At 66.3% G+C, this 13,088-nt stretch carries 12 protein-coding genes; 6 read left to right on the top strand and 6 right to left on the bottom strand.

Annotation, left to right across the window (positions count from 1 at the left end):
- Positions 1–198 precede the first annotated feature (198 nt).
- On the top strand, positions 199–942 hold the full coding sequence (locus tag ACAM58_RS27735; RefSeq protein WP_369664981.1) for a helix-turn-helix transcriptional regulator: 744 nt from the start codon (positions 199–201) through the stop codon (positions 940–942).
- Between the two features lie 150 nt (positions 943–1,092).
- Here the strand turns inward: ACAM58_RS27735 and fusA are convergent, their stop codons facing one another.
- From fusA to ACAM58_RS27720, 3 genes are all read right to left on the bottom strand, one after another.
- Complete coding sequence (gene fusA / locus ACAM58_RS27730; protein ID WP_027729718.1) at positions 1,093–3,153, bottom strand: elongation factor G; 2,061 nt, start codon at positions 3,151–3,153, stop codon at positions 1,093–1,095.
- Positions 3,154–3,280: 127 nt separating this feature from the next.
- Complete coding sequence (locus tag ACAM58_RS27725) at positions 3,281–3,634, bottom strand: GFA family protein (RefSeq protein ID WP_027729719.1); 354 nt, start codon at positions 3,632–3,634, stop codon at positions 3,281–3,283.
- A 121-nt stretch (positions 3,635–3,755) separates the two neighbouring features.
- Positions 3,756–4,283 carry a MarR family transcriptional regulator gene (locus tag ACAM58_RS27720; RefSeq protein WP_027729720.1) on the bottom strand — a complete coding sequence of 176 codons (528 nt, stop codon included), beginning with the start codon at positions 4,281–4,283 and terminating at the stop codon, positions 3,756–3,758.
- A gap of 111 nt (positions 4,284–4,394) precedes the next feature.
- On the opposite strand from ACAM58_RS27720, the gene ACAM58_RS27715 reads away from it, so the two are divergent.
- Entirely contained in the window at positions 4,395–5,195 is an 801-nt protein-coding gene (locus tag ACAM58_RS27715) for an SDR family NAD(P)-dependent oxidoreductase (protein WP_027729721.1), read from the top strand.
- Between the two features lie 61 nt (positions 5,196–5,256).
- On the top strand, positions 5,257–6,333 hold the full coding sequence (locus ACAM58_RS27710) for an alkene reductase (RefSeq protein ID WP_027729722.1): 1,077 nt from the start codon (positions 5,257–5,259) through the stop codon (positions 6,331–6,333).
- A 179-nt stretch (positions 6,334–6,512) separates the two neighbouring features.
- On the opposite strand, the gene ACAM58_RS27705 is transcribed toward ACAM58_RS27710, so the two are convergent.
- Together ACAM58_RS27705 and ACAM58_RS27700 are read right to left on the bottom strand one after the other, a co-directional pair.
- The gene (locus ACAM58_RS27705; protein ID WP_027729723.1) at positions 6,513–7,055 is read right to left on the bottom strand and encodes a 2'-5' RNA ligase family protein; all 543 of its coding nucleotides are present in this window, start codon (positions 7,053–7,055) and stop codon (positions 6,513–6,515) included.
- A 48-nt stretch (positions 7,056–7,103) separates the two neighbouring features.
- Complete coding sequence (locus ACAM58_RS27700; RefSeq protein ID WP_027729724.1) at positions 7,104–7,496, bottom strand: VOC family protein; 393 nt, start codon at positions 7,494–7,496, stop codon at positions 7,104–7,106.
- A gap of 79 nt (positions 7,497–7,575) precedes the next feature.
- On the opposite strand from ACAM58_RS27700, the gene ACAM58_RS27695 reads away from it, so the two are divergent.
- Positions 7,576–8,337: a response regulator gene (locus ACAM58_RS27695; RefSeq protein WP_369664980.1), complete on the top strand. Its 762-nt coding sequence runs from the start codon at positions 7,576–7,578 to the stop codon at positions 8,335–8,337.
- A gap of 17 nt (positions 8,338–8,354) precedes the next feature.
- Here ACAM58_RS27695 and oxlT read toward each other — a convergent pair whose 3' ends face one another.
- Positions 8,355–9,707 carry an oxalate/formate MFS antiporter gene (oxlT, locus tag ACAM58_RS27690; RefSeq protein WP_018906056.1) on the bottom strand — a complete coding sequence of 451 codons (1,353 nt, stop codon included), beginning with the start codon at positions 9,705–9,707 and terminating at the stop codon, positions 8,355–8,357.
- A gap of 223 nt (positions 9,708–9,930) precedes the next feature.
- Here oxlT and ACAM58_RS27685 point away from each other — a divergent pair, with 223 nt between their 5' ends.
- Together ACAM58_RS27685 and ACAM58_RS27680 are read left to right on the top strand one after the other, a co-directional pair.
- Entirely contained in the window at positions 9,931–11,751 is a 1,821-nt protein-coding gene (locus ACAM58_RS27685; RefSeq protein ID WP_369664979.1) for a histidine kinase, read from the top strand.
- Positions 11,752–11,954: 203 nt separating this feature from the next.
- Complete coding sequence (locus ACAM58_RS27680) at positions 11,955–12,389, top strand: DUF4019 domain-containing protein (RefSeq protein ID WP_027729727.1); 435 nt, start codon at positions 11,955–11,957, stop codon at positions 12,387–12,389.
- The last annotated feature ends 699 nt before the right edge of the window (positions 12,390–13,088 follow it).

Here is a 13,088-nt window from a genome sequence, read left to right as displayed (position 1 = left end):
ATCAAAGTCGGTTGCTGAATGGTGAATATCGGACAGAATGGGTCGATGCCGCGCGGAACGAGACCCATCGATATCGAGCAGGTCCAATATCGGCCCTCGGCCGAGAGCACACTGGATCTCGAGGTCTTCTCTATGTCGGACTTAAGACGAAGGGTGCCCCAAGCCCACCTCCAGCGTCACCACCGCTACGACTTCCACATGTTCGTGCACGTCAGACGCGGGAAATGCCGCGCCGTGGTGGACTTCAGGCACATCGAGTGTGGCGCGGGATCGCTGCTGACCATCCGGCCCGGACAGGTTCACCGCTTCGGCCCGGGAAGCCGCTGGGACGCGAACCTCCTGCTGTTCAGACCCGAACTGCTGCAGGCTTCGCAAGGCGAGGAACGCCTTCAGATGCCTGAACTGATCGATGCGCTTCCTGGCCATCTGCGCCTCGATCGGTCGACGGGCCGGTTCTTGGCCGACACGCTCGCGCGGCTCGAGGAAGAATGCGCGCTCGAAGCCCGGCAACCGCTGCTGAACTGGCTGCTCCAGAGTGAACTGGCAACGCTCGTGATGCGGCTGCACATCTTTCACACCGAGCAACAGCCGCCCGCTGGAGCATCGGCCGACGCACCGGAGCGCTTTCGTCTTTTCAAACGGCTTTTGGACGCGAAGGTGCATCAGTGGCATCACGTTTCGCGCTATGCACATGCCATGGGATGTTCCGAGAAGACTCTTACTCGCATCTGCAGTGCGGTGGCTGGCGTCGGTGCGAAGGCCTTTATTGCCTCGCGCCTTGCGCTGGAAGCCAAGCGCCTGCTCGTACATACGGAGATGCCGATTTCCGCCATCGCGCAGCGGCTTGGCTTCGATGAGGCGACCAACTTCACCAAGTTCTTTCGCAGCATTGAAGGATGCACGCCAGGCGACTTCCGCCGTCGGTTCGATGTCTCGTTGTAGCCGCGATACCCGTCGACTCGGATCGGACGTTGCATTCGATCTCGCGCACGGGCTACTGGGCTCTTGGCGTTCGAGCCCGACGCATGGTGCCGCCGTTCGATGGTCGGCGTCACACGCCGCCTCGGTACAGCGTGGACAGCAGGCGCGATGCTATTCGTCGTCACGCACCTGGTATTGGCTCACCAGCGCCTGCTGGACCGTCGGCGGCACCGCTTCGTAGTGCGACAGCGCGATGGTGTAGCGGCCCTGGCCGCTGGTCATTGCATTGAGCCGCGACTGGTAGCTGGCGAGCTCGGCCTCGGGCACCTGCCCGCCGATGGCCACGGTGCCGCCTCCCTGGCCCGAGGTGCCGGTGACCAGGCCGCGCCGAGCCGACAGGTCGCTCGTGACGTCGCCCACGGCATGCTCGGGCACGGCGATCTCGATCTGCACGATCGGCTCGAGCACCACCGGCCGGGCCTCGCGGATCGCGGCCATGAAGGCCTTGCGGCCCGCGGTCGCAAAGGCGATGTCCTTGCTGTCGACGCTGTGGTGCTTGCCGTCGTACACCACCACGCGCACGTCGACCACGGGGTAGCCTGCGATCGCGCCGTACGCCAGCACCTCGCGCACGCCCTTCTCCACCGCGGGAATGAACTGGCCCGGGATCGCGCCGCCCCTGACCTCGTCCCCAAACTGGAAACCCGCGCCGCGCGCGAGCGGCTCGATGCGCAGGAAGACCTCGGCGAACTGGCCAGCGCCGCCGGTCTGCTTCTTGTGGCGGTGGTGGCCCTCGGCCGGCGCGCTCACGGTCTCGCGGTAGGCGATGCGCGGCGGCCGCGTCTGGACCTCGAAGCGGTACACCTCGCGCAGGCGCTCGAGCACGATGCGCAGGTGCAGCTCGCCAAGCCCGTAGAGCACCGTCTCGTTGGTCGCGGCCACATGCTCGATGCGCAGGCACGGGTCCTCGGCCGCGAGCTTGCCGAGGATCTCCCAGGCGCGCTGCTCGTCGCCATGGCGCTTGGGCTCCACGGCCAGGCCATGCACCGGCACCGGAAACGGCAGCGGCGCGAGGTGCACGTGGGCGTCCTCTGCAGCGTCGTGCAGCACGGCATCGAAATGGATCTCCTCGACCTTGGCCACCGCCACGATGTCGCCGGGCACCGCATGCGGCACCTCGACATGGTCCTTGCCCTGGAGCATGAACAGGTGCCCCACCTTGAAGGGCTTGCGTCCGTCGCCGATGTAGAGCTGGCTGTCGCGCGTGACCGTGCCCTGGTGCACGCGGAAGATGCCCAGCTTGCCGACATAGGGGTCGACCGTGACCTTGAACACATGCGCCAGCACGTGCAGCGACGGGTCGGGGCTGGCCTCCATGGGCCTGGCCTCTGCGCCCTCGCCAACGATGAAGTCCGGCGGGTTGGCTTCGGTCGGGTCGGGCAGCAGCTTGACGATCACGTCCAGCAGCTCGGCCACGCCGGCGCCGCTGCGCGACGAGACGAAGCACACCGGGATCAGGTGGCCTTCGCGCAGTGCCTGTTCGAGCGGCGCGTGCAGCTCGGCCGGGTCCACGTCGCCTTCCTCGAGGTAGCGGTCGACGAAGGCCGCGTCGACCTCGACCACCTGCTCCACCAGCGCGCGGTGCGCCGCCTCGACCGGGCCGAAGTCGGATTGCCCGAAGCGGTTGAAGAAGCAGTCCACCACTTGCCGGCCGACCCCGTCGGGCAGGTTCAGCGGCAGGCATTCGCGGCCGAAGGTGGCCTGGATGTCGGCCAGCAGGCCCGCCAGCGAAACACCCTGCGAGTCAATCTTGTTGACGATGATCATGCGCGCCAGGTGGCGCGAGGCCGCGTACTCCATCATGCGCACCGTCATCGGCTCGATGCCGGTGGCGGCATTGATGACCACTGCCGCCGTCTCGACCGCCTCCAGCGCCGGCAGGCTCTGGCCGAGGAAGTCGGGCCCGCCGGGCGTGTCGATCAGGTGGATGCGCGTGCCGCCGTGCGTGAGGTGCATCACCGATGCGTTGAGCGAGTGCTGCATGCGGCGCTCGAGCGGGTCGTGGTCGCTGACGGTGCTGCCGCGCTCGATGCTGCCGCAGGCCGCGATGGCGCCCGCCTTGTGCAGCAGGTTCTCGGCCAGCGAGCTCTTGCCGGCGGCTGCGGCGCCCACCAGCGCCAACGTTCGCACAGCCTGCATTTCGGCCGCAAGGCCGTTCGATCGGCTTGGCATGGCATGCACTCCTTACGCGCCCCCAAGGCCGGCCCGGCGGCCCGCCAGGGCTCGGGTGCTGCGCGTGGGCGCCGGGCCAGCGTACGGGATTGGCCGTGCCGGCGCAAGCGGGTGGCTGCCCCAGGACCTACTTCGAACGCCCGTCGAAATGCTGCACCGGCACCGCTTCCAGGTCGATGCCCTCGAGGCTGCGGATGTTGATGGCCGCCATCCTGTTGCCTTTGGGATCGGTGCCCTCGCCAAAGACATGAATGCCGCAGACCGCGCAGAAGCGATGCGAGATCAGGTGCTTGTTGAACATGTAGGTGCTGACGTCCTCGGGCGGCGTCTTCAGCCTGAGCCGGTCGTGCGGCACGAACCACAGCAGCGATCCCCTGCGCTGGCACATCGAGCAGTTGCATGACATCGCCCCCTGGATGTCGCCCTCGACTTCGAAAGCGATCCGGCCACAGTGGCAGCTGCCTTGGTAATTCGTCGTCATCGGTCCTCCGAACAGAAGTTGTGCGGGTCGCAGTTTAGGCCGCAGCTGTCGAAGACGGAACGCTCATTGCGAAGGCTGCCGCGCTCGGCCGTGGCGGGCCCTGGGGGATCCGGCCGACCGATCAATCCTCCGACCTGTATGCCGCCAGGAACGCGTCGGAAGACACCTGATCGGCCAGGGCCCGGAGGTTCGCCGCCGAGGCAGGGCCCAGCACGGCCTCCACGCGGTCGTTTGCCGCGGCCCAGCGCCACACCGCTTCGGACAACTTGGCCTTGCCAAGCGGCGTGAGCAGGCCGTGCTTGGTGCGCCGGTCCTTGGCGTCCGCACGCAACTCGACGAAGCCGTCGCGCACCAGCGGCCTGAGCGCGTGGGTCAGCGCCGACAGCTGGATGGCGAGCCGGGCTGCGAGGTCCTGCAGCGTCGGTCCTTGCGGGGCGGCAACCGTGAGCTTGTCGATTTCCGCGATGAGCGCGAGCTGCGTGGCCTTGAGGTCCAGCGGCGCCAGCGCTTCGTCATACAGCTGGCCCAGCCGGCGGGCGGCCAGGCGCAGCGCCGTGTTTGTGCAGACGCGCCCACCCAGGACATCCTGATCCGCGGCCGGCTTGTCCAGGCTGCACTTCGCGTCGACGGCTTTGGTTTTTATTCCCATGTTTCGAAAATGGTTGAGTGCTGCACCAACGGCAGCCGATGGCGGATCGCTTCTACATTTGAGCCCTCAACTTTTTTGGTTGAGCCCTCAAATTTTATTCGAAAGCCATCCATGACACATCCCAGCTCCAGGAAAGTCGCTCTTGTCACCGGGGCTTCCTCCGGCATCGGCGCCGTCTATGCGGACCGCCTCGCCGCGCGCGGCTATGACCTCATTCTTGTCGCCCGTCGCGCCGACCGCCTCGAAGCCCTCTGCGCACAGGTCTCGAAGGCGCACGGCATCCAGGCCGAGCCGGTCGTTGCCGACCTGACCCAGGACGAGGACCTGGCGCGGATCGAGACGATCCTGTCCACCCGCGCCGACCTGCGCGTGCTGGTGAACAACGCCGGCATTGCGCGGCTGGGACCGGTGGCACAGAGGTCCGCCGGCGACGCACTGTCGCAGATCGCCCTCAACATCACGGCGCTGACGCGCCTGACCCAGGCGGTGGTGCCCGCCTTCATCGCCAGAAACGACGGGGTGATCATCAACATCGCTTCGGTGCTGGGCATCCACGCGCTGCCGATCAGCGCCGTCTACAGCGGCACCAAGGCCTTCGTACTGCAATACAGCCGGGGCCTGCAGGAAGAGCTGGCCGGCACCGGCGTGAAGGTCCAGCTGGTCCTGCCGGCCTCGACGGCCACCGAGATCTGGGACCTGTCGGGCGTGCCGCTGGCGGCCCTCAACAAGGACGCGCTGATGACCACCGAGCACATGGTCGATGCGGCGCTCGCGGGATGGGACCAGGGCGAAGCGGTCACGTGGCCGTCGGTCGCCGATGCAACGCTGTGGGACAAGTACGAGGCGGCGCGCTCCGCATTGTTTGCCGCCACCCAGGTGGGAACGCCGGCCCCGCGCTACCGGATCGGCTGAGCCGCTGCGGGCCAAGGCCATTCCCTCCTTTCTTCTCACTCCCCTTTCTTCAGGACAGTCCATGCTTTTCGACGCCTTCTCCCTGCGCGCCACCCCGCTCAAGAACCGTGCCGTGATGTCGCCGCTCACCCGCAGCCGCGCGGCCGAGAACAACACGCCCAACAGCCTGATGGCCACCTACTACGCCCAGCGCGCGGGCGCCGGGCTCATCATCACCGAAGGCACCTCGCCCTCGCCCAACGGCCTGGGCTACGCGCGGATCCCCGGCCTGTTCAATGATGCCCAGGTGCAAGGCTGGAAGCTCGTGACCGACGCAGTGCATGCCAAGGGCGGCAGGATCGTCGTGCAGCTCATGCACACCGGCCGCGTGGCCCACTCGGACAACCTGCCGGCCGGTGCCGAGGTGCTGAGCTCGTCGTCGGAGACATGCCCCGGCCAGATGTGGACGGATACGCAAGGCAACCAGCCGCACACGCCGCCGCGCGCCATGACCGAGGCCGACATCCAGGTGGCGATCGGCGAATACGCCACGGCCGCGCGCCTTGCCATCGAGGCCGGCTTCGACGGCATCGAACTGCATGCCGCCAATGGCTACTTTCTCGAGCAGTTCCTGAACGCCAACGTCAACCGCCGCACCGACGGTTACGGCGGCACGGCCGAAGGGCGCAACCGGCTGGTGCTCGAGGTCGCGCGTGCGGCCGTGAAGGAAATCGGCGCGGAGCGCGTGGGCATCCGCCTGTCGCCGCACGGCGTGCTCAATGGCACCGGCGCGTTCGAAGGCGTGGACGAACAGTACCTGGCGCTGGTGAAGCAGCTCTCCGCGCTCGGCCTCATGTACGTCCACGTGCTCGACCATTCGGCCCTGGGCACCCCGCCCGTCCCGGCCAAGCTGAAGACCGACCTCAGGGCCGCGTTCGACGGCCCCTTCATCCTTGCCGGCGGACTCGACAAGGCCAGCGCACTGCAGGCCCTGAGCGAAGGCCGCGCGGACCTGACGGCCATGGGCAGGGCCTTCATCGCCAACCCCGACCTGGTCGACCGCATGCGCCAGGACGCGCCGCTGAACGCGCCTGCGCCGGAGACGTTCTACACGCCCGGCGCCAAGGGCTACACGGACTATCCGACGCTGGCGGGCTAGGCACCGTCGGTTGCAAACAAGCACGTCGCCGGCGTGGCCGACGGCTCAAACGCGCCGGGTAAACGGCCGAAACGGCGAGCTCAACAGGCAGCCCAGCCGATGGGGGTCAGTGGCATGTCCCGCTTCGCGGTGTAGTGAATGCTGAAGACCAAGGTGCGACGCGTGTTCGACCCCCGGGGTCAATCGTCGCGGGCCGGGGTATCAGCCGACGGCAAGTGGAAGACATGCAGCTCTTCCCATCGGCCCGTCGAGTTTTCGATCAGCGCGACCGAGGCGCAATCCGCCACGATGCCGCCAGATGCATCCAATCGCTTCTGCAACTCAGCAGCGGCTGCATCGGCCTCGGAGGGCTCTCCATGAGCCACAGTCAGGTGCGGAACCACTCCCTGGTGCGCCCCTCCGTACGGCGGGAAATCTGGAAAGACATCCACGAGCGCCTTGGTCATGGCGATGAACGGTTCTGGCGGTTCCGGCGCGAGATACGCGGTCGCCGGGAAGCGCCCCACCCTGCCCAATGAAAAGGAGAACGCAGCCACTCGATTCAACGCGCGTTGCACTCGGTCCAGTACGGCAGGCGTGATGTACTGGGGATCCATGAATGGCACAAGCACCGTGATGTGCGCAGGCACCCCCAGCTTCGTCGTCGCGTCGAAACGCTGCCGAAGGTCGCCGACCAACGTCTCGGCAGAGGGCACTTTGACAGCAAACGCGGATATCGCCATGGGTTTGATGATATTCGGCAGTCGATAAGCCTCGGCTCACAAGCCAACTCAGCTTCCCGCCCTCGGTGCCAGGTCCTGCCCAATCATGAGTCGGTGTCCGTCAGGCGTCACGACCGAGAACTCGCGCATGCCATGCGGCTTGTCTGCGGGCGCCTGCTTTATCAACGCGCCGCGCCGGACGAATTCTTCATAAAGTGCATCGACGTCATCCACATGCAGGTATCCGAAGTAGCTGTGATCGCCCGTCGCAGACGGCGGCATGGCGTCCGGACAATGGCCGATCATGATGCGCACATCGCCTCGCGAAAGAAGCTGCCAACCGGTCGCTTCCGGCCACTCGGCCTTGAAGCCCAGGGCATCCCTGAAGTAAGCGGTGTTTCGCTCGAGGTCCGGAACGGCGAGCACGAACGAGAACGGGCGCAGCTGGTTGGTTTGTGGCATCGGATTTCTTTTTTGCATAGCAGTCGACACGGCAAATTGTGACGGACCCGGCGCACCTCGCGGCACAATCGACGCTGCCATGAGCACCATTGCCGAACCGTCATCCTCTTCTTCGCAGGCCGCGCCAAAAATCCGCGTGCTGATTGCCGACGATCAGGCATTGATCCGTCGCGGCATGGCCATGCTCTTGGACGCTGCGCCGGACATCGAGGTCCTCGGCCAGGCGGCCGACGGCGTGGAAGCCGTGGAGCTGGCCCGCCGCCTGCTGCCCGACGTGGTGCTGATGGATCTGCACATGCCGCGCAAGGGCGGCGTGCTCGCAACGCGCGAGATCTCGGCCGCCTTGCCGCACACGCGCGTGATGGTGCTGACCACCTTCGACCGCGACGACCTGGTCTCCGACGCGGTGCGTGCCGGCGCGCAGGCCTACCTGCTCAAGGACGCCTCGGAAGAAGAAGTGCTGGACACCGTGCGGGCCGTGCATCGCGGCGAGTCGCGGCTCACGCCGCAGATCGCGCGCAAGGTGATGGACCAGTTCCGGCTGTTGGCCGATCGCGTCGCGCAGGAGCCGCCCTCCCCGCCGGCGCCGGATCCCCGCGCCGCGGCGCAGGCCGCCGCGCCCGGCGAGCCATCGCAGTCCGATTCGACGGCGACGACCAAACCGCTGACAGAGCGCGAGGCCGCCGTGCTCGAACTGATCGCCAAGGGCTATGGCAACCGCCAGATCGCCACGGCGCTCAACCTGGCCGAGGGAACGGCAAAGAACCACGTGAGCCGGATCATGCAGAAGCTCCACGCGAACACGCGCACCGAACTGGCGGTGCTGGTGTTGAAGAAGTAACCCCGAAGCGGCGCCGATCAGGCCGAGCGGCCTGCAGGCGACAGGCCGCCGGGCATTGCGAGATCAGCCGCCGGCGAAGGCGCATGCGATGCGGCGGCATTGCTGGCGGTGTGCCTGGCCAGCATCGGCCGCAGCGCGACGATCGCCAGGAAGGCGGCGAACAGGTCGAGCGCCGCGACTGTGTAGAGCACGGTCGACCAGGTGCCGGTGGCTTCCATCATCAGATTGCCGAGCGGCACGAACAGCGCGCCGACGCCCTTGGCGCAGTACAGCACGCCATAGATCTTGCCGATGTGCTTGGTGCCGAAGGCGTCGCCCGCCAGCGCGGAGAACAGCGAGTACACCTCGCCCCAGGCCAGGAAGACCACGCCCGACAGGATCAGGAAGGCCCACGGGTTGTGGCCGAAGTAGCCCAGCGCAATGATGCCGATGCCTTCCAGCGTGAAGGCGATCACCATGGTCTTCTCGCGGCCGATGTGGTCGGAGATCCAGCCGAACAGCGGGCGCGAGATGCCGTTCATGACACGGTCGAGCATCAGCGCGAGCGGCAGCGCGGCCATGGTGACGAAGTACAGGTCCACCTTGAAGTTCTTCACGCCCAGGTCCTGTGCGATCACGCCCAGTTGGGCCACGGCCATCATGCCGCCGGTGACCACGCAGGAGAACATCAGGATCATCAGCCAGAACAGCGGCGTGCGAAGCGCCTCGCCCAGCGTGTAGTCGCGCCGGCTCTGCGCGAGCTTGGTCGAGCCCCGCACTTCGTTGCCCTTGGGTGCGCGCAGGAACCAGGCCGCAATGAAGGCCAGCGAGCCCTGCAGCAGGCCGAAGAACAGGAAGGCCTGCTGAAAGCCGGAGCTCTCGATCATCGCGGCGATCGGCAGGATGGTGGCGGCCGAACCCGCGCCGTAGCCGCCGGCCGTCAAGCCCACCGCCAGGCCGCGCCGGTCGGGAAACCACTTGAGCGCGTTGTTGATGCAGGTGGCGTAGATCGAACCCACGCCAATGCCGCCGATGGCCGCGCCGATGTAGAAGCCCATCAGCGTCGTGGCCTGCGAGTTGATGGCCCAGGCCGCGCCGATGAACAGCGCACCGAAGGCCACGATCAGGCGCGGCCCGAACTTGTCGATGAAGTAGCCCTCGATCGGCGCGAGCCAGGTCTGCACCAGCACGAAGATGGTGAAGGCAATCTGGATCGATGCGCGCTCCCAGCCGAACTTGCCCTGGATCTCCGGCACGAACAAGGTCCATGCGTACTGGATGTTGGCCGTGGCAATCATGCAGACGATGCCGACGGCCAGTTGCAGCCAGCGGTTGTCGAACAGGCGCGGCGGCGCGCCGGATGCGGCCTGTGTGAGGGACGTGGGATTCATTCGTTGGGTCTCCATTCGTTGTCGCGCCGATCGCGTCGCGGCACGTTCAGGGTTGGAATTCAGTCGCGCTGCAGGCACGGATCGCGATGGGTGCAACTGTTGCCGCAAACCGCCGCCGGCGCGCCTGCCGGAAGTCACGCGGCGGATCGAGACAAACCCCGAGGACTCGGGGGAAGTACCCATGCCGAAAGTCACGGCCACCGGCTGCGAGAATCCGCAGCCAATGAACCTCGCACGTCGCATCGACCCGCGGCGCTCCATGGCTGCCGCGATCGGCTGGCTGCTGATTGCGCTCACCCTGTGCCTGGCGCTCGCGGCCAACCTGTGGCTGCGCAGCTTCGTGCGTGCGACGCTGCTCGAGCAGCACGGCCAGCGCCTGGAGGCCGCGGCCGAGCACGTCAGTGCCGAGCTCGACACCGCGCTGCTGCTGCGCCTGCAGGCCGTCAGCGTGGTGGCGGCCATGCTGTCCGAGGATGTGCAGCGCAGCGAAGGCGCACGCCTGAAGCGCTCGCTCGAGGCGGTGCGCCGCGGCGTGCCCGACCTGATCTGGCTGGCGGTGACCGATGCCGACGGCTTCATCGTCGCCGCCACCGACGAACAGGTGGTCGGCCAGAACGTCAATCAGCACGCGTGGATCTCGCAGGGCCTGGACGCCGCATGGATCGAGGAAGGCCGCTCACCGCAGGAGCGCTTCCTGAAGCTCACCGCGCCGGTGCGCAACGCGGACGGCGCGATCATCGGCGTGGTCGCCGCGAACCTCCGCTGGAACTGGGTGCAGAAGATGATGGCCGAGATCCGCGCCTCGCCGGGCGAATGGCTGCTGATCGACCGCGACGGCATCGTGCGCCACGGGCCGAGTGCGCTCCTGGGGCAGCGCTGGCAGGATGCCGGCGATCCGATCACGCCCTTCGATCCCGTGGTCGCGGGCCTGGGCAACGACGGATCCGATCTGCCCACGCGCATCCGCACAAGGCGGCTCTTGGACAACCGGCCCTACCTGATCGCAACCCCGCCCAATGCCCGCGACGGCACGCTGCGCCGGCTCGGCTGGCAGGCCGTGGTGATTCAGCCGGTCGAATCGGTCGCCGCGTTTGCGACTGCCATCGAATGGCGCATCTCGATCGTGCTGAGCCTGCTGGGCCTGGCCGCCGCGGGTGCGGGCATCGTCATGGCGCGCCGCCTCACGCGCCGTGTCAGCGTGATCGCCCATTCCGCGGACGCGGTGCTGGCCGGCAGCGCCACGCGCATCGAGGTGCCGCAAGGTGCCGACGAAGCCGCGCGGCTGGGCAGCGCGCTCGACCGGCTGCTGGACACGCTGCAGCGCGAACGCGACGAGCTGCGCCGGCTCAACGCCGAGCTGGACGAACGCGTGCGGCAGCGCACCGAGGAGATCAATCGCCTCGCGCAGGAATCGCGCGACGCCGCGGTGGTGCGCGAGCGGCTGCGGCTGGCGCGCGGGCTGCACGACACGCTGGCGCATTCCATGATGGCGATGCTCACCGAGATCCGCGTGCTCAAGCACCTGGCGTCGAACCGGCCCGATGCGCTGCCGGACGAGCTGGTCCGGGCCGAGCGGGCAGCGCGCGACGGGCTGGACGAGGCGCGCCGCGCGATCGACCAGTTGCGCAGCAACCCGGTGCGCGACATCGGGCTGGGCGCAGCGCTGGCCGAGCTGGCCAAGAACCTGGGCGAGCGCTCCGACATCGAGCTCGACTGCCGGATCGACCCGGCCTTGTCCGCCCTTGCGGCCGAGCCGGCGGAAACCGTGTTCCACATGTGCGAAGAAGTGCTGCGCAACGTCGAACGCCACGCGGGCGCGGCGCGCCTCCTGATCCGGCTGCAGCGCATGGGAAGCGACGGCATCGAACTGGAGATCGCGGACGACGGCATCGGCTTCGAGCCGAGCGCGGGCGCCGCGGGGCACTACGGGCTCGTGGGGCTGCGGGAGCAGGCCGACGCCATCGGCGCCCATCTGCGCATCGAGAGCCGCAGCGGCGAAGGCACCCGCGTCTCGCTGCGGTGGAGGCATGCGGGCACAGCCTGAGCCGTAATCCGCAAAAGGCTCGTCCTTCAATGGCAATGCAAAGATCGGGCGGTTTCTTTAATTGCCCGTCATGGCGCAATCGCAGGCCGGCATCTGCATTCGCGCATCAATCTCTGGGTGCTATAAACGAACGGCACCATCAAAGTACTCCGTGCGAATCGGCATACTTACATATCGAAATCAACATCACTCCCGGACCTGACATGACCTCAAAAAGCAAACTGCTGATCGGCGCCGCATTCCTGGCGGGTTGGATGAGCGTGGCCTCGGCCCAGGACGCAGATCCGACGAACATGGTCCGCGGCGGCCTGCAGGCCATCCAATTGGTGGACCAGGGCAAGATCGGCGAACTGTGGGACGGCTCGGGCCCCGCCACCAAGAAGCGGGTCGCGCGTCCCGAGTTCGTTCGCCAGGTCGAGGCGTCGCGGTCGCCGCTCGGTGCGGCGCAGCAGCGCACGTGGATTTCGGTCAACCGCCAAATGGTTGCAAACGACGATCCCGACGTGGCCGGCCAATACATCAACGTCGAATACGAAACCCGCTTCGCCAACGCCAGCAACCGGGTGGTGCGCGAGATGACGAGCTTTCGCCTCGACTCCAGCGGCACGTGGCGCCTGAGCGGCTACGTGCTGCGTTAAGCCGCTCCCCCAAGCCGCTCCCTTCGATGCGCCGCGGTTCCGCGGCGCATCTGCCTGGCGAATGCCCCAAGCGGCAGGCGTTCGCAGCAGCAATCTCCCCTACCCCCTCCAGCGATCGCTGCACCGCCTCCTGAGCGCGGGCCGCAGCCATCGGCAGCAGCTCGCCGCCTTTCTGGCAGCGCCATCTCCCTCGGCCTCGGCCAACCCTCAGCACCGAAAACAGCTCGCGCCCGGCATTTCGTCGCCTGCGCCAATTCGGTGCGCATCAATTCAGTGCCGGCCAATTTGGGGCGCGCCGGTTCGGTGCGCTACCGCCATTGATGAATTGATATAAATTTTCAATCGAAAACTACTGAAATCCGTGGCAATAAAAATAACTTTTAAAAACTTTGTATTACTATTTGTATGGAATTATCAATAGGAATTTCCAAATAAAAGCATCCGAATATTATGTTATGCGATTTAATTAATAATAAATTCACATTACTATTCATAAGATCGGTCCAATAAAAATCCTTAATTGCGGCGATATGACAATGACGTGAATCCGCCACACGCCAGTTGCATTCCCCCGCAATCTCTTAAGATCCGCCAAAAAATGTTTCTGTTTAATTGCAGTTGATTAAATAGTTTTACAACTATTTCTAAAGTTTTATTGGCATGTGCCGTCCGGGGATTCCATTGGCCTTGGAGCAGGGC

This window comes from Variovorax sp. V116 (assembly GCF_041154435.1).
Classification (GTDB): domain Bacteria; phylum Pseudomonadota; class Gammaproteobacteria; order Burkholderiales; family Burkholderiaceae_C; genus Variovorax; species Variovorax paradoxus.
This window is presented reverse-complemented; position numbering and strand designations above follow the sequence as displayed.

What these genes read in the sequence shown, in the direction of transcription:
- ACAM58_RS27735 (WP_369664981.1), top strand. Translation starts at nt 199, where the DNA reads ATGTTCGTGCACGTCAGACGCGGGAAATGCCGCGCCGTGGTGGACTTC.
- ACAM58_RS27725 (WP_027729719.1), bottom strand. Translation starts at nt 3,634, where the DNA reads ATGACGACGAATTACCAAGGCAGCTGCCACTGTGGCCGGATCGCTTTC.
- ACAM58_RS27685 (WP_369664979.1), top strand. Translation starts at nt 9,931, where the DNA reads ATGAACCTCGCACGTCGCATCGACCCGCGGCGCTCCATGGCTGCCGCG.
- oxlT (WP_018906056.1), bottom strand. Translation starts at nt 9,707, where the DNA reads ATGAATCCCACGTCCCTCACACAGGCCGCATCCGGCGCGCCGCCGCGC.
- ACAM58_RS27695 (WP_369664980.1), top strand. Translation starts at nt 7,576, where the DNA reads ATGAGCACCATTGCCGAACCGTCATCCTCTTCTTCGCAGGCCGCGCCA.
- ACAM58_RS27715 (WP_027729721.1), top strand. Translation starts at nt 4,395, where the DNA reads ATGACACATCCCAGCTCCAGGAAAGTCGCTCTTGTCACCGGGGCTTCC.
- fusA (WP_027729718.1), bottom strand. Translation starts at nt 3,153, where the DNA reads ATGCCAAGCCGATCGAACGGCCTTGCGGCCGAAATGCAGGCTGTGCGA.
- ACAM58_RS27700 (WP_027729724.1), bottom strand. Translation starts at nt 7,496, where the DNA reads ATGCCACAAACCAACCAGCTGCGCCCGTTCTCGTTCGTGCTCGCCGTT.
- ACAM58_RS27720 (WP_027729720.1), bottom strand. Translation starts at nt 4,283, where the DNA reads ATGGGAATAAAAACCAAAGCCGTCGACGCGAAGTGCAGCCTGGACAAG.
- ACAM58_RS27705 (WP_027729723.1), bottom strand. Translation starts at nt 7,055, where the DNA reads ATGGCGATATCCGCGTTTGCTGTCAAAGTGCCCTCTGCCGAGACGTTG.
- ACAM58_RS27680 (WP_027729727.1), top strand. Translation starts at nt 11,955, where the DNA reads ATGACCTCAAAAAGCAAACTGCTGATCGGCGCCGCATTCCTGGCGGGT.
- ACAM58_RS27710 (WP_027729722.1), top strand. Translation starts at nt 5,257, where the DNA reads ATGCTTTTCGACGCCTTCTCCCTGCGCGCCACCCCGCTCAAGAACCGT.